Origin of the sequence: Micromonospora psammae, assembly GCF_036902725.1 — a bacterium.
Lineage (GTDB): Bacteria > Actinomycetota > Actinomycetes > Mycobacteriales > Micromonosporaceae > Micromonospora.
On the sequence record NZ_JBAKHM010000001.1, the window covers coordinates 1 to 18,262 of the forward strand.

The window sequence follows — 18,262 nt, forward strand, 5'->3', positions numbered from 1 at the left end:
TACGATCCGACTTGGGGTCCGCGCGGAGGCGCGCGCCGGCGCCGTCCGGGCGCGGGGCGCCGACGGGGTACGGTCCGGCAGCCGTCCCGCCGCGGCCCGCCGCACGGCGGCCGGCGGCACCATCAGGCGGCTCACCGCACCCCACCCCCGACGCTTCACCGGGCGCGCCACCGTGCTCTTCGCGGTGCTGATCGCGCTCGCCCTGGCGTACACCTATCCGGTCCGGGTCTACCTGGACCAGCAGGTCGACATCGAGCGGATGGAGGCCGCCCAGGCCGACCAGCGCAAGCTGATCGACGAACTCTCCGCCAAGGCGGCCAAGTGGGAGGACCCGGCGTACATCGAGACGCAGGCCCGGGAGCGGTTCTTCATGGGCAAGCCGGGCGAGACCCTGCTGGTGGTGCTCTCCGACCCCGAGGGCGCCGCCAGGGACGCGGGCGCGGGCGCGCCGCCGGCCCCGCCGAAGGCACCCGACCCCTGGTACGACACCCTGTGGTCGAGCGTGCGCGCGGCCAACGCCGAGCGCCCCGACAAGTGAGCACCACCTGAGCACCGGACGAGAGATGGGCACCGTGACTGTCGTACCACCGCAGGAGCCGGCGGCGGATTCCGTACCCCTGCCGCAGCGGGAACCGGCCACCGAGGCCGACCTGGCCGCGGTGGCCGCGCAGCTCGGACGCCCGCCCCGCGGCACCCGCGCGGTGGCCCACCGCTGCCCCTGCGGGCTGCCCGACGTGGTGGAGACGACGCCGCGGCTGGCCGACGGCACACCGTTCCCGACGCTGTTCTACCTGACCTGCCCCCGGGCGACGGCGGCGTGCAGCCGGCTGGAGTCGGCGGGGCTGATGAAGGAGATGGCCGACCGGCTCGCCGAGGATCCCGAGCTGGCCGCCCGGTACCGGGCCGCGCACGAGGACTACCTCACCCGCCGGGAGGCGATCGGCGAGGTGCCGGAGATCGCCGGCATCTCCGCCGGCGGCATGCCGGGCCGGGTCAAGTGCCTGCACGTGCACCTTGGGCACGCGCTCGGCGCCGGGCCGGGGGTCAACCCGTTCGGCGACGAGACCCTCGCCCTGGTGGAGAAGTGGTGGGCGGCCGGGCCGTGCGTGGACGTGCCGGCGGCGGAGTGACCGTGCAGTTGACCGACGACGTGACGGTGCGCCGCGCCCGCACCGGGGACGTGCGGGGCATCCGGCGGCTGGTCGACACCTACACCGACGACCGCCGGCTGCTCAGCAAGGCCACCGTCACCCTGTACGAGGACGTCCAGGAGTTCCGGGTCGCGGTGACCGGCGACGGCGCCGTGGTGGGCTGCGGGGCGCTGCACGTGATGTGGGAGGACCTGGCCGAGATCCGCACCGTGGCGGTGGACCCGGCGTGCCGGGGCCGGCGGATCGGTCACCGGATCGTCGGCGAGTTGATCGACGCGGCCCGGGAGCTGGGCGTGGCGCGGATCTTCGTGCTCACCTTCGAGACCGCCTTCTTCGGCTCGTTCGGCTTCACCGAGATCGACGGGGCGCCGGTGCCGCAGCCGGTCTTCGAGCAGCTGCTCCGCTCGTACGACGAGGGTGTCGCCGAGTTCCTCGACCTGGAGCGGGTCAAGCCGAACACCCTCGGCAACACCCGGATGCTGCTGCGCCTCTAGCGCTCCGCTCGTCCGCTTCCGTGGCTGCCGCTACCCCCGCCCGCGGCCCGGGCGCTGCCGTAGGGTTGCTGCCGTGACGACGCGCGTGGCCGCCATCGACTGCGGCACCAACTCCATCCGGCTGCTGGTCGCCGACCTGCCCGACTCGTCGGCGGGGGCGCAGGCGCCGCTGGTCGACCTGACCCGGCGGATGGAGATCGTCCGGCTCGGTCAGGGGGTCGACCGGACCGGCCGGCTCGCCCCGGAGGCGATCGAGCGGACCCGGGTGGCGCTCGCCGAGTACGCCGCGGAGATCGAGAAGTTGGGCGCCGAGCGGGTACGGATGTGTGCGACCTCGGCCTCCCGGGACGCCGCGAACGCCGGGGACTTCCGCGCCATGGTCGAGCGGACCCTCGGTGTCGCCCCCGAGGTGGTCACCGGCGACGAGGAGGCCCGCCTCTCCTTCACCGGCGCGGTCCGGGGGCTGCCCGCCGACGCGCAGCCGCCGTACCTGGTGGTCGACATCGGGGGTGGCTCGACCGAGTTCGTGGTCGGCACCCGCGAGGGCGGGGTCGAGGCGGCCATCTCGATGGACATCGGCTGCGTCCGGATGACCGAGCGGCACCTGCACGGCGACCCGCCCACCCTGGACGAGATCGCCGCCGCGCAGGCCGACATCGCCCTGGCGGTGGACCGGGCGCTGGAGGCGGTACCGGGCCGGCAGGCCGCCACGCTGGTCGGGCTCGCCGGGTCGGTCACCACCGTGGTCGCGCTCGCCGAGGGCCTGAAGGAGTACGACCCGGAGCGCATCCACCACGCCCGGGTCTCGTACGAGCGGGTCGCCGACGTGACCGCCGACCTGCTGGCGAAGACCCGCGAGCAGCGGCTGGAGACCCCGGTGATGCACCCGGGGCGGGCCGACGTGATCGGGGCGGGCGCGCTGGTGCTCCGGGTGATCATGGAGCGGGCCGGGATGTCCTCGGTGGTCGCCTCCGAGCACGACATCCTCGACGGCATCGCCTGGTCCCTGGCCTGACTGCCGCTGGCCCCCTGGGGCCGCCTCTGGTCCGAGCGGGAGATCGTGCTCGAACCGGGAAAGAGTCCCCTCCGCCGGCGGCCGAGGCCACTACTCCCTGGATCGAGCGCGATCATGGGGTGAGTCGGCGCTCTCACCTGCCACAACTAGCGTGTTCTTGACGGTACTTCGCACTGCACAGTAGTGTGCGAAGCGTGGACACCACACAACTGCTCAAGGGTGTGCTCGACCTCGCCGTCCTCGCCGTGCTCCGCGAGGAGGACGGCTACGGCTACGACATCCTGCGCCGGCTCCGCGAGGCCGGCCTCGACGAGGTCGGCGACGCCTCGGTCTACGGCACGCTGCGCCGGCTCTTCGCCGCCGGCCTGCTCACCACGTACGTGGTGCCGAGCGAGTCCGGGCCGCACCGCAAGTACTACGCGTTGAACGCCGCCGGCCGGGACCAGCTGACCCGCTCCGGCAAGACCTGGCGCTCGTTCGCCACCACGATGGACAGACTGCTCGACGATCGGGGGATGGCGGCATGACCGTCACTGGGCAGGAGATCACGGATTACGTGGAGCGGGTCCGGGCCGCGCTGGCCGACCTGCCGCCCGAGGTCCGCGACGAGCTGACCGAGGACCTGCCGGAGCACCTCGCCGAGGTCGCCGCCGAGACCGACGGCTCGCTCGTGCAGCGGCTGGGCGAGCCGGAGGCGTACGCGGTCGAGCTGCGCGCCGCCGCCGGCGCGGGCCAGCCGGCCGGCCGCCGGCGCGGCCTGGACCAGCGGATCGACGCCGTCACGGGCCGGCTGCGCGCCCGACTGTCCGGCGTCGACACCCGGCTCGGCCCGATCCTCGGGTACGCCTCGGCGAGCGAGTTCCTCCGGCTGCTCCGCCCGGCGTGGTGGGTGCTGCGCGGCTACCTCGCCGCCCTGCTGCTCACCGTGCTGACCGGTCAGCCGGTGGCCCTGATTCCGCAGATCGACGGCAACGCGCTCGCCGGCCTCGTGCTGCTGGTCGCGGCCGTGCTCGCCTCGATCTGGCTCGGCCGCCACACCGGTGAGCTGGGTCGCTGGCAGCGTCGCCTGATGCACGCCGGCACCCTGGTGCTGGTCGTCTTCGCGCTGGCCGCCCTGGTCAACGTGGACGAGCGGGCCCGGTGGGAGTACGAGCACGGCTACGACCCGACCTCGGTGCAGAATCCGTACGACCAGGTGCAGGACGTCTTCGTCTACGACAGCGAGGGCCGGCTGGTGGAGAACGCCCGGCTCTTCGACCAGAACGGGGTGCCGATCCAACTCGGCTGGCCCACCTGCGTCGACCCGGTCCGGCCCGAGAACGAGGGCCCGGTGCGCCGCACCTACCCGTACTGTCCGGAGGAGGCGCCCTTCGGGCCGCGACCGCCGGCCGCCGTCCCGGCCCCGCCCGGCCCGGTACCGACCGGCGCCGCGCCGACGCCGACCGGCCGCCCGTCCGAGTCCGTGGCGCCGAACGGCGGCGCTCCGACGCCGGGTCCGGCGGTGCCGCTCACCCCGAGCCCGACCGCCGCCGCGCCCGGCGGGCCGGCCGCGCCGCCCGTCGGGCCAACGCCGGAGCCCACCCGGTGAGGATCGACACGAGGAAATGGCTGAACGGAGGAGGTCGGCGGGACAGCGCGTTTCGATCTTGATGGCTACGGTGTCGTCTCCCCGTTCACGCCATCGGAAGGAACCTCATTGTCCGAGCAGGTCGCATCGCCCCCCGCGCCGCAGACCGAGCAGCCCGGGCCAGGCCCGGAGCAGTCCGGGTCGGCCGCGACGCCCGGGCAACCGGGGGCGGACGGCGCCGAGGGGCCGGAGCCGGCCCGCGCCGACGAGCCGGCGGCGGACCACGGCGACGAGCCGGCGGACCACGGCGACGAGCCGGCGGCGGACGACGCCGGCGAGCCGGTGGGCAGCGGAGCCCGCGTCGCGGCGGTCCTGGGCATCGTGGCCGTGGTCGTCGCCCTGCTGGTCGTCGCCGGTCTCAAGTTCGGGGTCGGCAGGGCCGTCGACGAGCTGCTCCACCCCGACCGGGTCGGCACGGCGAAGGCCGGTGACTGCCTCACCGAGCTGCCCGAGGTCACCGGCGGGCAGGAGCGGTCGGTCCGCGACGTCGCGGTGGTCACCTGCGCCTCCGGCGACGCGGTGTACAAGGTGGCCGGTCGGGTGGAGGACCAGACCGAGGCGCAGGCCCGGTCCGGCAAGGCGTGCGAGCGCTACCTGACGCCCACCCAGGACGCGTACGTCTTCTACAGCATCGAACCGGGTCGCACGGGTTACCTGCTCTGCCTGACCAGGAAGGCCTGACCGGTCGGACCACCACCATCGGACGGCGGCGCGGGGAGCACCCGCGCCGCCGTCGGTGTACCCGGGTTCACCATGCGGTGAACGGGAGGCATATGCCACTGCTCTCCCGTCTTCCCGGCGCGCTCACGGCGTGGCAGGCTACCGGCACGTAAGACCACTGGGCGACCAGCCAACGATGACTGACCGCTAGGAGGACGGGCACATGGGCGAGATGGTGAGCTTCACCGGCAACGGAGGAACCCGCGAGGGGTATCTCGCGATACCCTCCGGCGGTGCGGCCAGCCCGGCGGTCATCGTCATCCAGGACTGGTGGGGTCTGGTGCCCCACGTCCGGGCGGTGGCGGACCGCTTCGCCGAGGCGGGCTTCGTCGCCCTCGCCCCGGACTTCCGGCACGGCCAGCCGGCCAGCAAGCCGAGTGAGCCCCGGCAGATGCTGAACAGCGCGCAGATGGACGAGGCGGCGGCGGACATCGCCGTGGCGGCCGACTACCTCACCAGCCGTCCCGAGGTCACCGGCAAGGTCGGCTGCGCCGGGTTCTGCGCCGGCGCCAGCCTGGCCCTCTGGGCGGCCACCCGCTCCGAGCGGATCGTCGCCACCGCCGCCTTCTATCCCAGGCTGCCCTGGGAGGGCATGCGCCCCGAGTGGACCGACTACGCGGGCAAGGCCGCGGTCATCCACTGCTCCGAAGCCGACGGACTCTCCGCCGCCGACGGCGTGCAGACCGTCCGCCGGGCCGTCGAGACCGCGGGCGGCACCTGCCAGACCTACGACTACCCGGGCACCGCGCACGCCTTCTTCAACGAGGACCGGCCGGAGAACTTCGACCAGCGCGCCGCCGCCACCGCCTGGGCCCGCACCCTCGAACTGTTCCGGGCCAAGCTTGGCTGAGGCCCGTACCCCCGACGAGGTGGTCGCCCGCGCCGCGCGGGCGACCGACCTGGCCGACCTCGACGGCGCGGTCAGCGACTGCTTCGCCTGTCCGCGCCTGGTCGCCTGGCGGGAGGAGGTCGCCCGGACCCGGCGGGCGGCCTTCCGGGAGCAGGAGTACTGGGGTCGTCCGGTGCCCGGGTTCGGCGCCCCCGACAACCGGACCGGACCCGGCGGATCGGGCGGACCGGCGCCGACGCCGGCCGCGGCCCCCCGGATCGCCCTCCTCGGCCTGGCCCCCGCGGCGCACGGCGGCAACCGCACCGGCCGGATCTTCACCGGTGACCGCTCGGGTGACGTGCTCTTCGCCGCGCTGCACCGCGCCGGCCTGGCCAACCAGCCGACCAGCGTCGCCGCCGACGACGGTCTCACCCTGCGCGACACCCGGATCTTCTCCGCCGTGCGCTGCGCGCCACCGGACAACAAGCCCACCCCGGCGGAGCGGGACACCTGCGCGCCGTGGCTGCACCGGGAGGTCGGCCTGATCCGCCCCACCCTGCGCGTCGTGGTCGCGCTGGGCGCCTTCGCCTGGGCCGCGTGGTGGCCGGTGCTGCGGGACGTCTACGGCGTCCGCCCGCCCAGCCCGCGACCGGCCTTCGGCCATGGGGCACACTGGTCCGGGACCGCCGCCCCCGACCTGCTCGGCTGCTACCACGTCAGCCAGCAGAACACGTTCACGGGGCGGCTGACACCAGGGATGCTGGACGACGTGTTCGCCCGGGCGAAGCTGCTCGCCGGGGTGGACTGAGGCTGCGTGGGGCGGTGGCAATGGACCTCGGCGTGCTGCGCAGGTGGTGGCCCGTCCTCGCGGTGACCGGCCTGCTCGCCGTCGCCGCCCTCGCGGCCGGGCACTCCTCGATCGGGGCCAGCCGCATCCCGCCGGCCTCCGACACCATCCCGTACGTCCCGGAGTACCCCTCCGCCGAGCCGGCCCCGTCCATCCCGATCGAACCGGCGGAGTACGCGGAGGCGACCCAGGCGGACATTCCCCAGTGGATCGCCCAGGCCGCCGTCGTCCTGCTGGGACTGGGGCTGCTGGTCGCCGTCGGCTACGTGGCCTGGACGATGCTGCGCGGTGCGCTGCGCCGGACCACCCGGGTCGTCCCGGCCGAACGGGCCCGGCGCACCGCCGAGGGGACCGCCCGGGACGTGGTCGCCGCCCTCGACGCCGGCCTGGTCGAGCTGGACGACCGGGACACCGACCCGCGGACCGCGGTGATCGCCTGCTGGGTACGCCTGGAGGAGGCCGCCACCGAGGCCGGGCTGTCGAGGCGGACCGGGGACACCCCGACCGACCTGGTCGGCCGGCTGCTCCGGGGCGATCCGGAGGCCGGGGTGCCCGCCATCGCCAGCGCCGACGTGCTGGCCGAGTTCGCCCACGTCTACCGCGAGGCCCGGTACGCCACCCACACCGTCGACGAACGGATGCGCGACCAGGCCCGGTCGGCGCTGCGCCGGCTGCGCGGTGAACTGACCGCCCTCGCCGCCGATCCGGCCGAGGTGTCGCCGTGAGCGAGCGGACCGGTCTGGACGACCTGTTCTCCTTCGAGGAGGAGGCGCCGCCCCGTACCGGTCGGGAGCGGGGTCGGCGGCCCCGGGCGGCGCTGCGGACCGTCGTCGTCGCCGCCGCGGTGACCGCGGTGGTCCTCGCCGGGCTGCGCGCGGTCGGCCTCCAGGTCTCCATCTGGATCGTGGTGGCCGGGGTGCTGGCGGTGCTCGCCGTGCGCCGGGTCACCGCTGCGCTCTCCCCACCGCCTCCGCCCCGGGGCGGGTACCGGGCGCCGGCCGGCGAGGAGCCCGGTTCGTACAACTGGGGCGCCCGGGACGCGTTGCGGGCCGCCATCAACGGCTGGGAAGTGCCGTTGGACTGGTCGGCCACCCGGCCCGAACGATTCAGCAAGGTGGTCCTGCCGCGCCTGGCCGAGCTGGCCGACGAGCGGCTGCGCCAGCGTCACGGCCTCACCCGCGAGTCGGACCCGGCGCGCGCCCGCGCGCTGCTGGGCGACCGGCTCTGGACCTTCCTCGACACGCCGCCCCGCCGCACCCCGTCGCCGCGCGACCTCGCGGCGATCGTCGCCGAACTGGAGAAGATCTGATGAACGACGTGGACCGCCGGATCGCCGCCACGGAGGTCGGCCACCTGGCCAGGGCGGTGCTGGACGCGGTCGGCACGGTCGTGGTCGGCAAGCGGGAGTCCCTCGAACTGGTTCTCGCCGGCATCCTGGCCGGCGGGCACGTGCTCCTGGAGGACCTTCCCGGGCTGGGCAAGACGCTCACCGCGCGCTGCTTCGCCCAAGCCCTCGGGCTGGACTTCCGCCGCCTCCAGTTCACCCCCGACCTGCTTCCCGCGGACGTCACCGGGTCGTTCCTCTACGACCAGCGCAGCGGTGACTTCTCCTTCCGCGCCGGCCCGCTCTTCACCAACCTGCTGCTCGCCGACGAGATCAACCGGACGCCGCCGAAGACCCAGTCGGCGCTGCTGGAGGCGATGCAGGAGAAGCAGGTCTCCGTCGAGGGCGTCACCTACCGCCTCGACGAGCCGTTCCACGTGCTCGCCACCGCCAACCCGATCGAGTACGAGGGGACGTACCCGCTGCCCGAGGCGCAGCTGGACCGGTTCCTGCTGCGGGTGTCGTTCGGCTACCCGCAGCGCGAGGAGGAGTGGGACGTGCTGCGCCGGCGGATGGCCCGGCGTCGCGAGGAGTCCGAGATCAAGCCGGTGGTGGACGCGGCCACCCTGCGGGCCATGCAGGCCGCGCTGGAGGACGTGGTGGTGGAGGACTCCGTCGGCCGGTACATCGTCGACCTGACCGCGGCCACCCGCGAGCACCCGTCGGTGCTGGTCGGCGCCTCCCCCCGCGGCTCGCTCGCGCTGCTGCTGCTCGCCCGCGTCCGGGCGGTCTTCGCCGGCCGGGACTACGTGGTGCCGGAGGACGTCAAGGAGGTGGCAGCGCCGGCGCTCGCGCACCGGATCACGCTGCGTCCGGAGATGTGGCTGCGCCGGGTGGATCCGTCCTTCGTGGTCGGTGAGGTGCTGGAGCAGACCCCCGCCCCGGCCAGCGGCGCGCTGCCCAGCCACGCGGCCGGCCGGTCCGGACGCTGACCGTGCCCAGCGAGGAAGCGTCGGAGGCGGCGGGCTGGGCGCCCACCTGGGCGTTGGGCCGGGCGGTGCTGCTCACCGGCCTGCTGCTGATCGCCGCCGTGCTGATCGGCCGGGTGGACCTGGTCGTGCTGGCCACCCCGTTCGCGCTCGGCACCGCGTACGCGCTGCGCCGCCGGCCCACCTCCGCCCCGCGCCTGGAGATCCTCACCGGGGACGCGCAACTGGTCGAGGGGGGTGCGATGACCACCTCGATCGGCGTGGGCAACCCGGACACCGTCGGGTACGACGTGGCGGTGGTGCGTACCCGGATCTCGCCCTGGCTACGGGTGGAGCGGGCCGGTTTCGGCGGCACCGCGGTGGACGTGAGCCGCTCCGGCGGCACCGACCGTCCCTTCGTCACCTCGTTGCCGACCCGGACCGCCGTCGACCTGGAGCTCTCCGGCACGGCGCTGCGCTGGGGCCGGCACCGCATCGGCCCGGCCGGCGCCCGGGTCGCCGCCGCCGACGGCCTGCTGGGCTCCCGGGCCGTGGTCACCGAACCGGTGAAGGTGCGGGTGTATCCGAGGACCGAGCCGTTCGAGGCGGTGGAGGAGATGCCCCGGGCCGCCGGACTGGTCGGCGCGCACCGCTCGCGCCGGCCCGGCGAGGGCGGCGAACTGGCCGGGGTGCGGGTCTTCGGGCCGGGCGACCGGTTGCGGCGCATCGACTGGCGGGTGTCGCTGCGCGCCCGGCAGCTGCACGTGGCCGCCACCCTTTCCGACCGGGACGCCGAGGTGGTGGTCCTGCTGGACGTGCTCGCCGAGGCGGGTCGGCCCGGCGGGGTGAAGGGCAGCGCGTCCGTGTTGGACACCACGGTCCGCGCCGCGGCCGCGATCGCCGAACACTATCTGCACCGCGGCGACCGGGTGGCGATGCTGGAGTACGGCTCGGCGGCCCGCCGGCTGCGCCCGGCCACCGGACGGCGACAGTACCTGACCGTCCTGGAGTGGCTGCTCGACGTACGGGCCGACGCCTCCGCGCACGAGCCGTACGACCAGGTCTTCGGTCCGCAGCTGCTCTCCGCGGACGCCCTGGTGGTGGTGCTCACCCCGCTGCTGGACGAGCGGTCGGCGCAGATGCTGGCCCGGCTGGCCCGGGGCGGACGGTTCGTGGTGGCGGTGGACACCCTGCCCACCGACCTCTCCCCGCCGGGTGACCGCGGCTGGGCGCCGGTGGCGTACCGGCTGTGGCGACTGGACCGGGACACGATGATCGCCCAGCTCCGCGAGCACGGGGTGCCGGTGGTGCGCTGGGCCGGCGCGGGCAGCCTCGACCAGGTACTGCGGGACGTGGCCCGCCTGGCCACCGCCCCCCGGGTCGGTGGCCGGTGAGTGCGAGGAACGCAGCGCAGCGGAGTCCCGCAGTCGCGAACGAAGGCAGGCTCCCGTGAGCGATCTGGTCGGGCAGGCCGTCGAGCGGGGCCGGGCCCTGCGCGTGGCGGTGAACCGGGTGAGCCTCACCCCGCTGCTGCTGCGCGCCGGCATCTTCGCCGTGGTGCTGGCGGGGCTGCTGCTGGCGTACCCGGTCGAGATGTTCACCGCGCGGTCGCTGCTGGCGTGGGCCGTGGTGGCGCTGCTGCCGGCGGTCGGGCCGCGCCGGGTCTGGCCCACCTTCGCCGCGCTCGTCACTGTCGGGGGGTGGGTGGTCGCCTCGGCCGGTTACGACCGGTCGATCACGCTGTGGCGGCTTCTCGCCGTGGCGGCCCTGCTCTACCTGGGACACACCCTCTGCGCGCTGGCGGCGCTGCTGCCCTACGACGGCGTCGTCGACCCGAATCTGCTGGTGAGCTGGCTCACTCGGGCGGGCGCGGTGGTCCTGGCCGCGTCGGTGGTCGGCGTCGTGCTGGCCTGGTTGGGGGAGATCGGCACCGATGACGGTTTCCAGGCCGCCACAGTGGCCGGACTGCTGGTGGCGGTGGGGTTGAGCGGGCTACTGGGCTGGCTCCTGCGGCGCAGATAACGGGGTGCTGTAGGAAGTTGCGCAGGTCACAGGGGTTGTGCTCCGTCACAGAAGGGGGTCTCGCGCGGGATTAGCCCAGCCGCCCGGGGAAAGATAGATGACGTGAATCCGAAGCGGATCCTTGTCGTGGGTGCCGGGCACGTCGGCCTGTACGCCGCTCTGCGCCTGTCCAAGAAGCTGAGCTCCCGTGAGGCCGAGGTCGTGGTCGTCGACCCGCAGCCGCACATGACCTACCAGCCGTTCCTCCCCGAGGCTGCGGCGGGCAACATCTCGCCCCGGCACTCGGTGGTGCCGCTGCGGCGGGAACTGCGCAGGTGCAAGGTCGTGGCGGGTGCGGTGACGCGGATCGACCACGACCGCAAGATCGCCGTGGTGCAGCCGCTCAGCGGCCCCGCCCGGGAGATCCCGTACGACCACGTGGTCGTGGCGCCGGGTTCGGTCTCCCGGACGCTGCCGATCCCGGGCCTGCACGAGCACGGCATCGGGTTCAAGACCATCGGCGAGGCGATCTACCTGCGCAACCATGTGCTGGACCGGCTCGACGTGGCGGCCTCGACGGCCGACCCGAACGTCCGCCGCTCGGCGCTGACCTTCACCTTCGTCGGAGGTGGGTACGCCGGCATCGAGGCGCTCGCCGAGATGGAGGACATGGCCCGGGACGCGCTGAAGTACTACCCGGAGCTCAAGCCGGAGGACATGCGCTGGGTGCTGGTCGAGGCGACCCAGCGGGTGCTCCCCGAGGTCGACCGGGACATGGGCGCCTACACCGTGCAGCAGCTGCTCAAGCGGAACATGGACATCCGGCTGGACACCCGGCTGGAGTCCTGTGTCGACGGGGTGGTCAAGCTCTCCGACGGTGACAGCTTCCAGTCCGACACCATCGTCTGGACCGCCGGGGTGAAGCCGTCGCCGATGCTCGACGCGACCGACTTCCCGCGCGACGAGCGCCGACGGGTCACCTGCCTGCCGACCCTCCAGGTCGTCGACGGCGACCGGGTCATCGAGGGCGCCTGGAGCGCCGGCGACTGCGCCGCCGTGCCGGACCTGACCAAGGAGCCGGGCAACTACTGCTCGCCGAGCGCCCAGCACGCGGTGCGCCAGGCGGCCCGGATGGCCGACAACATCGCCAACGTGATCCGCGGTCGCGAGCCGGTCGACTACAAGCACAAGCACGCGGGCAGCGTGGCCAGCCTCGGCCTGCACAAGGGCGTCGCCCAGGTGTACGGCGTGAAGATGACCGGCTGGCCGGCGTGGTTCATGCACCGGACGTACCACATGAGCCGGATCCCCTCGGTCAACCGCAAGGTCCGGGTCGTGGTCGACTGGTCGCTGGCCTTCTTCCTCAAGCGTGAGGTGGTCGCCCTCGGGCAGCTGCACGACCCGCGTGAGGAGTTCGTCGAGGCCTCCCAGCCCGTCGGACCGCGCGTCTGACCGATCGACGAAAAGGGCCCCCGGCCGACGCCTCGCGTCCGGCCGGGGGCCCTTTCGACGTTCCGGTCGCGCCGCCGGGGCGCGGGTCAGACCCGCCAGGTCCACGCGTCGGCGATCCGGGTGCCCGGACCGTAGAGCTGCACCAGCGTGCGCCGCAGGCTCTCCGCGTGCGGCGCGGTGTCCGCGACCGCCACGCAGGAGGCGCCCCAGAAGTCGGCGTCCTGCCGGGCCTGCCGCCGCTGCTCCTCGCCGATCACCGGCTCGTCGCCCCGCCTGGCGACGTCGGCCAGCAGCGCCGAGGTGGGTTGCTTGAAGGTGCCCATCGCGGCGCTGCCGCCCCGGCCGTACGGGCCGATGAAGAACCCCTCCGGGATGCCGAACGCGGCGTCGGCCGCCGCCGCCCAGCCCATCGGCCAGGGCTCCTTCGGCGTGGCCGCCGGCACCGGCACCAGCACCCCACCGGTGGGCACGCACTCCCGCCAGTGACCGCCGGTGACGAACTCGGGCAGCGGCGCGCGGTCGGCGGTCGGCAGCGGCGCCGGGAAGACGGTGAGCAGGGCCGCACCGACGGCGGCCGGGACGAGCCGGCGGGCCCGCCCGGTGTCGCGCAGCGCCCGGTCCACCGCGAGGACCAGCAGCGTGCCGGTCAGCGGGAGCAGGGCCAGCGCGAACCGCATCGGCAACGCGCCGTCGATCACCGGCAGACCGGCCAGCAGGGCGTACGGCCCGGGCACGGCGCTGCGCGCACCGTCGAGCACCACCTGGGGGCCGAGGGAGAGCGCGCCCATCACCAGCGCCGCGCCGGTCACGGCGATGACCAGCGGACGGCGTCCCAGCCAGAGCGCGCAGCCGACGGCGACCACCAGCAGCGGCAGGCCGAGGAAGGTGTTGTACTCGGCGGGCCCGGTGGTGAGCCGGGCCGACGAGTCGCTGCCCACCACCGACAGCGGTGAGATCGTCCACCAGCTGCGCAGGTCCGCCGAGAAGTAGTGCGGGCTGAACATGCCGTCGGCGACGCCCTGCGGTCCGGCGAACTGGAACCAGAGCGGGTAGCCGAGCACGACGAGGGCCAGTCCGGTGGCGAGCGTCATCCCGCCGGCGAAGCCGGGCAGCGCCCGTCGCAGCAGCGCCCGGTCGGTCAGCGCGTACGCCACGGTCATCACCAGCAGGGTGAGCGCGGTGAGGAAGAGCACCTCCTCGCCGACGAAGACCTGGACGCTGACGGCGGCGGCCAGCCCGGCGGCCGAGGTGACGATCCGGCGGCGGTCCGGCGCGTCGAGCGATCCGGGGCCGGGGTCGGCGGCGCGGAGCAGCCGGACCACCAGCCACACGATCACCGGCACCAGCCACTGCGCGGTCATGTGCAGGTGGCTGTTGCTCTGCGAGACCATCCCCGGGCCGAAGCCGCAGAGCCCGGCGCCGAGGGCGGCGGCGAGCCGCCGGGCCCGCAGCGTACGGGTGAAGAGCAGGTACCAGGCGATCGCGGTGCCGGCCAGGTTCACCCCGGCCAGCAGGGCGAAGGTGACCGGCGCGCCGAAGAGCAGGGTGACCGGGGAGAAGAGCACCCCGAGCGCGATGACCGTGGTGTTGGTCATCAGGTTGACTCCGTCGGGCGCGTTGAGCCGCTCGGTGAGCAGGCCGAAGTCGCCGAGCAGCGCGCGCGAGTCGACCGCCAGGAACCACTCGTAGAGGGTCTGGTCCGCGGGGTTGAGCGCCAGCACGCGCCCGGTCGGGTCGGGCCAGAGCCCGTGGGTGAGCCACCCGGCGAGCAGCAGGAAGAGCACCCCGACGAGCAGGTCGGCGCGGTTGCCGACGGTGAGCTCCGGCCACCGGGCCGGTCGGGATCCGGGTGTGGCCGGCTCGGCGAGGCCGACAGCCAGGTCGGGGTCGGCGTCGGACGCCGTACGGGCTGGGCTGGTCACGGCCTCGACCCTAGTGCGGCACTCTTGGCGGGGTACGTCGGGTCGCCGAGGAACGGCTACGGTGACACTGCACCGCCGCGTGTCGGCACGCGGGTGCCACCCGCCCGGGTGGTGGAACGGCAGACACGGCCGCCTTAAAAGCGGCTGCCGCAAGGCGTGCGGGTTCGACCCCCGCCCCGGGCACCCACACTCTCAGCTTTCCCACAGCTCGCCGCGCGGCGCGCGGTGGACAGGCCGTTTACGCTTGGAGGGCACGCTACGCGTGCGACGACCCCCTGAGGGAGGCCTGACAGTGAAGACTTCGAACCCGGTGCTCGCCCGGCTCGGCCAAGCGGCCGAGCGGGAGCGGTCCGCCGGGTACGCCCAGCCCGGGCCGTACGGTTACGGACAGCCCGGAGTTCCCCAGCAGTACCCGGGGCAGCCCGGCTTCCCGGCCGCCCCCACGGTCTCCGGGACCATGTCGATCGACGACGTGGTGGTCAAGACCGTCGCCCTCCTGGGCATCCTCGGCGTCTCCGCCGCGGCCGCCTGGGTGCTGGTCCCGGACGCGCTCCTCGGTCCGGCGTGGATCGGCGCGGCGATGGTCGGCCTGGTGCTCGGCCTGATCATCTCGTTCTCCCGGATGGCGAACCCGGCGCTGGTCATCGCCTACGCCATCGTCGAGGGCGCCTTCGTGGGCCTGGTCAGCAAGGTGTACGAGGCGCGCTTCGACGGCATCGTCCTCCAGGCCGTGGTGGCCACCTTCGGCGTCTTCTTCGTGATGACGATGCTCTACAAGGCGCGGGTCATCCGGGCGACGCCGAAGTTCGTCAAGGGCATGATCGCCGTGATGGCGGGCCTCTTCGCCGTCATGCTGATCAACCTGGTGCTCGCGCTCTTCGGCGTGAACACCGGCCTGCGCGACGGCAGCCCGCTGGCGATCGGCTTCAGCCTGGTCTGCATCGTGGTGGCCTCGCTGAGCTTCGTGCTCAGCTTCAAGGAGGTCGAGGACGGTGTCCGGATGGGGCTGCCGCAGCGCTACTCCTGGACGGCCGCCTTCGGCATCGTGGTCAGCCTGGTCTGGCTCTACCTGGAGCTGCTCCGGCTGCTCAGCTACTTCCAGGGCGACGACTGACCGTCGCCGCCCCTCGGCGCCCGCCACCGCTTCCCGCGGCGGCGGGCGCTGTCGTGTCCGGGCCCGCCCCGGCCGTTTCCCCGCCGCCGCCGGGCCGTCCGGGGCAGAGTGACATCAGGGGTACGCCGGCGAGGAGGTGACGGATGCGCAGCGCCAACCCGGTACTGGACCGGCTGGACGACACCAGCCGGGGGCACCGGCTGCCCGGCGCCGGCGGCGTGGAGGCGGTGACCGTCGACGACGTGGTGGTCCGTACCGTCGGGCTGCTGCTGCTCACCGGCGCGACCGCGGCGGTGGCCTGGGTGGTGGTGCCGCAGGCGGCCTGGGTCTCCGCGGCGCTCGCCGGCACCGCGCTGGCCGGCGTGGCGCTGGTCCTGGTGATCTCGCTGCGCGGCATCACCCACCCGGCGCCGATCATCGGGTACGCGCTGCTGCAGGGGCTGCTGCTCGGCGTGGCCAGCCGGGCGTTCGAGCTGGTCTACCCCGGCATCGTCGCCCAGGCGGTGGTCGGCACGTTCGGCGTCTTCCTCGGCATGGCGCTGCTCTACCGGGCCCGGCTGATCCGGGCCACCCCGCGGCTGGCCCGGCTGGTGATCGGCACGCTGATCGGGATCCTCGCCATCAGCCTGGTCAACCTGGCCTTCCGGCTGTTCACCGGCCGGCAGGGCGTCGAGGTCTACAGCCTCACCGGCCAGGTCGGGTGGCTGCCGTACCTCTTCTCCGGGGTGGCGATCATCGCCGGCGCGCTCAGCTTCATCCTCGACTTCGACCAGGTGGAGCGGTCGGTCCGCGGTGGCCTGCCCCGCCGGTACGCCTGGCTCTGTGCCTTCGGGCTGCTGACCGGGCTGGTCTTCCTGTACTGGCAGATCCTGCGCCTGCTCAGCTACCTGCGGCGGTGAGCGGAGCGCCGTCCGTAGACTCGGCGGCGATGAGCGCAACGGAGTTGGACCGGGCGGTGGGGCTGCTGGTCCGTCAGGTCGGGCACTGGCAGCAGACGCGCTGGGCGGCGGTGGCGACGGGCGGCAACGTCTCCCGTGCCGACCTGGTGCACCGGCTGGTGCAGGAGATCGCGAACCTGGCCGCCGACGCCGAGGGTGGGCCGCGCCGGACCGTACCCCGGTTGGACAACGACCTGGCGCTGCCCGACCAGCTCCGGGTGGTCGCGGCCGACCTGGTGGCGGCCGGGCCGCCGGAGGCGGTGCTGGCCGGGGCGGCCGCCGAGGTGACGGCGACCCGCGCGGCGCTCTGACCGGTTACCGGTCACCCCTTCAGCCAGCGCCGCACCTTCGGTCGCCGGGCCCGGTCCCGGGCGGCGGCGACGGCCCGCACGTCCCGGTCCGCCACCGCGGCCTGCCGCGCGTGCAGCAGCCCGTAGGTGAAGGTGTTCTCGCCGTCGGCGTACGCCCGGAGCGCCTGCCGGCGCAGCACCTCGCGCGTGATCACCGAATCCTGGTGCGCGCCGAGCAGCCGCTGGAGCTCCTTGAGCCGCCGCGCCAGTCGGACGGCGGGCTTCCCGGCCGCCGGCCGGCGCACCTCGACGGCGTACCGCGCGGCCTTGTACGCCTTCCGCGCCTCGTGCAGCGCGACATCCTCGGCGCCGGAGTCGGCCGCGGGCCGCCCCGCCAGGGCGCGGTCCAGCCGCTCGTCGGCCCGGGACACCGCCCGGCGCACCCGGCGGGTCACCCAGCGTGGGCCGACGGTCCGCGCGGGCGGCCCTTCGAGCAGCCGGTCCAGCCCGGTCAGCAGGTCGATGTACCGGTCGGAGTCGAGCGCCTCGCGCAACCCGTCGAGGGCGGCGGCGACGTCGCCGGCGAACCGTTCGGTGATCCGCGCCGGGACCGGGCCGAGTACCAGCTCGACGGGTTCGGCGTGCACGGCGTCGGTGAGCCGGGCGGCCATCACCTGGGCGTCGCGGACCGGCCCGAGCCGGCGGCCGAGCCACCGGAGCTCCGCGCGGAGCGCCCGGCTCGCCCGCCGGTCCCAGAGACCGCGGAACGTCCGCAGGGTCGCCCGCAGCCGGCGGGCGGCGACGCGCATGTCGTGCACGGCGTCCTCGTCACCGAGCCGGGCCCCGGGATGGTTCGCGATCAGCGTGTCACGCTGGGCGAGGGCGTAGTCCACGACGGGCGCCACGGCCGGGGCGGTCGGCCCGGCCCCGGTGGCGGCGAGCCGGGCGGCGAGGGCGCGGTGCGACTTCGAGACGGGGACCGGTCGGGCGCCCGCCTCGCGCAGCCGCGACTCCACGGCGTCGAGCAGGCCGTCGTCGCCGTCGACCAGCTCGACCTCGATCTCCCGCCACTGCTGGACCTCGCCGGTGACCAGGTCCCGTCCCTCGACGGCGTCCTCGACGACCTCGGCGAGCACCCGGTCCCGCGCGTCGAGCAGCCGCCGCTCCACGCGGTGGTTGGTGATCCGGGCCGCGGGCCCGACCGGCGCGCCCCGGGCCGCGGCCCGGAACAGCGCGACCAGCTCGGCCGGCGGGTCGACGTCGTCCGGCCCGGCCGGGAACTGGTGTTCCGTGCGGGCGCCGCCGGCCGCGCCGACCTTGAGGTGCCAACCCGCGTCGTGCCCGCCGGTTCGCCGGCGCAGCGCGTACCCGCTGCGGGCCAGCCGCAGGTCGGCGGAGTCCAGATAGACCGCGTCCAGGTCGAGGGCGGTGGCGTCCGACACGGTCGTGACGCCACCGCACCCCGTCAGGTCCGGCAGTACGAACCCCTCGCCCCCGGCGTACTTGCGTTCCCGCTCCACCACCGTCGCCATGACGGTCCGGTACCCGGGGGCCGGACCGGCGAACCGGC

20 protein-coding genes and 1 tRNA gene are annotated in these 18,262 nt (G+C 74.4%); 19 read left to right on the top strand and 2 right to left on the bottom strand.

The features are described from left to right. The 15 genes from V6U79_RS00005 to V6U79_RS00075 form a co-directional block, all read left to right on the top strand. A partial coding sequence (locus V6U79_RS00005) for an FtsB family cell division protein (protein ID WP_334613007.1) occupies window positions 1-538 on the top strand: 538 nt, incomplete at its 5' end. A 34-nt stretch (window positions 539-572) separates the two neighbouring features. Next, the gene (locus tag V6U79_RS00010) at window positions 573-1,130 is read left to right on the top strand and encodes a DUF501 domain-containing protein (protein ID WP_334534056.1); all 558 of its coding nucleotides are present in this window, start codon (window positions 573-575) and stop codon (window positions 1,128-1,130) included. Between the two features lie 2 nt (window positions 1,131-1,132). Next, window positions 1,133-1,645 (top strand): amino-acid N-acetyltransferase, encoded by a 513-nt coding sequence (locus tag V6U79_RS00015; protein ID WP_334534059.1) that lies wholly within the window; start codon window positions 1,133-1,135, stop codon window positions 1,643-1,645. A gap of 85 nt (window positions 1,646-1,730) precedes the next feature. After that, complete coding sequence (locus tag V6U79_RS00020) at window positions 1,731-2,660, top strand: Ppx/GppA phosphatase family protein (protein WP_334534095.1); 930 nt, start codon at window positions 1,731-1,733, stop codon at window positions 2,658-2,660. A 194-nt stretch (window positions 2,661-2,854) separates the two neighbouring features. After that, window positions 2,855-3,187, top strand: a complete 333-nt coding sequence (locus V6U79_RS00025; RefSeq protein ID WP_334534062.1) for a PadR family transcriptional regulator — start codon at window positions 2,855-2,857, stop codon at window positions 3,185-3,187. Further along, window positions 3,184-4,248 carry an HAAS signaling domain-containing protein gene (locus V6U79_RS00030; protein WP_334534065.1) on the top strand — a complete coding sequence of 355 codons (1,065 nt, stop codon included), beginning with the start codon at window positions 3,184-3,186 and terminating at the stop codon, window positions 4,246-4,248. Before V6U79_RS00025 ends, V6U79_RS00030 begins: the two co-directional genes overlap by 4 nt. Before the next feature lie 108 nt (window positions 4,249-4,356). Beyond that, a complete protein-coding gene (locus V6U79_RS00035) occupies window positions 4,357-4,968 on the top strand; it encodes an LppU/SCO3897 family protein (protein ID WP_334534068.1) in 612 nt (203 codons plus the stop codon). Window positions 4,969-5,170: 202 nt separating this feature from the next. Then, a complete protein-coding gene (locus V6U79_RS00040) occupies window positions 5,171-5,857 on the top strand; it encodes a dienelactone hydrolase family protein (protein WP_334534071.1) in 687 nt (228 codons plus the stop codon). A 19-nt stretch (window positions 5,858-5,876) separates the two neighbouring features. Further along, entirely contained in the window at window positions 5,877-6,644 is a 768-nt protein-coding gene (locus V6U79_RS00045) for a uracil-DNA glycosylase (protein ID WP_442933400.1), read from the top strand. Window positions 6,645-6,664: 20 nt separating this feature from the next. Further along, complete coding sequence (locus V6U79_RS00050) at window positions 6,665-7,408, top strand: DUF4129 domain-containing protein (protein ID WP_334613377.1); 744 nt, start codon at window positions 6,665-6,667, stop codon at window positions 7,406-7,408. Next, window positions 7,405-7,992 (top strand): hypothetical protein, encoded by a 588-nt coding sequence (locus tag V6U79_RS00055; protein ID WP_334613008.1) that lies wholly within the window; start codon window positions 7,405-7,407, stop codon window positions 7,990-7,992. Before V6U79_RS00050 ends, V6U79_RS00055 begins: the two co-directional genes overlap by 4 nt. Continuing rightward, window positions 7,992-8,999, top strand: a complete 1,008-nt coding sequence (locus V6U79_RS00060) for an AAA family ATPase (RefSeq protein ID WP_334613009.1) — start codon at window positions 7,992-7,994, stop codon at window positions 8,997-8,999. Before V6U79_RS00055 ends, V6U79_RS00060 begins: the two co-directional genes overlap by 1 nt. Then, the gene (locus V6U79_RS00065) at window positions 8,996-10,369 is read left to right on the top strand and encodes a DUF58 domain-containing protein (RefSeq protein WP_334613378.1); all 1,374 of its coding nucleotides are present in this window, start codon (window positions 8,996-8,998) and stop codon (window positions 10,367-10,369) included. Before V6U79_RS00060 ends, V6U79_RS00065 begins: the two co-directional genes overlap by 4 nt. 64 nt (window positions 10,370-10,433) lie before the next feature. Further along, a complete protein-coding gene (locus V6U79_RS00070; protein ID WP_334613380.1) occupies window positions 10,434-10,997 on the top strand; it encodes a hypothetical protein in 564 nt (187 codons plus the stop codon). 102 nt (window positions 10,998-11,099) lie between these two features. Beyond that, complete coding sequence (locus V6U79_RS00075; protein WP_334534079.1) at window positions 11,100-12,428, top strand: NAD(P)/FAD-dependent oxidoreductase; 1,329 nt, start codon at window positions 11,100-11,102, stop codon at window positions 12,426-12,428. Between the two features lie 86 nt (window positions 12,429-12,514). Here the strand turns inward: V6U79_RS00075 and V6U79_RS00080 are convergent, their stop codons facing one another. Next, entirely contained in the window at window positions 12,515-14,350 is a 1,836-nt protein-coding gene (locus V6U79_RS00080; RefSeq protein ID WP_334613010.1) for a hypothetical protein, read from the bottom strand. Window positions 14,351-14,452: 102 nt separating this feature from the next. Between V6U79_RS00080 and V6U79_RS00085 the strand changes: the two genes are divergently transcribed. The 4 genes from V6U79_RS00085 (at window position 14,453) to V6U79_RS00100 (ending at window position 16,713) form a co-directional block, all read left to right on the top strand. After that, window positions 14,453-14,533 (top strand) — tRNA-Leu (locus V6U79_RS00085). A gap of 109 nt (window positions 14,534-14,642) precedes the next feature. Further along, window positions 14,643-15,464 carry a Bax inhibitor-1/YccA family protein gene (locus V6U79_RS00090; RefSeq protein ID WP_334613011.1) on the top strand — a complete coding sequence of 274 codons (822 nt, stop codon included), beginning with the start codon at window positions 14,643-14,645 and terminating at the stop codon, window positions 15,462-15,464. 143 nt (window positions 15,465-15,607) lie between these two features. Next, a complete protein-coding gene (locus V6U79_RS00095) occupies window positions 15,608-16,363 on the top strand; it encodes a Bax inhibitor-1/YccA family protein (protein ID WP_334534086.1) in 756 nt (251 codons plus the stop codon). 29 nt (window positions 16,364-16,392) lie between these two features. After that, window positions 16,393-16,713: a hypothetical protein gene (locus V6U79_RS00100; RefSeq protein ID WP_334534088.1), complete on the top strand. Its 321-nt coding sequence runs from the start codon at window positions 16,393-16,395 to the stop codon at window positions 16,711-16,713. A gap of 11 nt (window positions 16,714-16,724) precedes the next feature. Here V6U79_RS00100 and V6U79_RS00105 read toward each other — a convergent pair whose 3' ends face one another. Then, window positions 16,725-18,224, bottom strand: coding sequence for a CYTH and CHAD domain-containing protein (locus tag V6U79_RS00105; protein ID WP_334613012.1), 1,500 nt, complete (start codon window positions 18,222-18,224; stop codon window positions 16,725-16,727). Window positions 18,225-18,262: the final 38 nt, after the last annotated feature.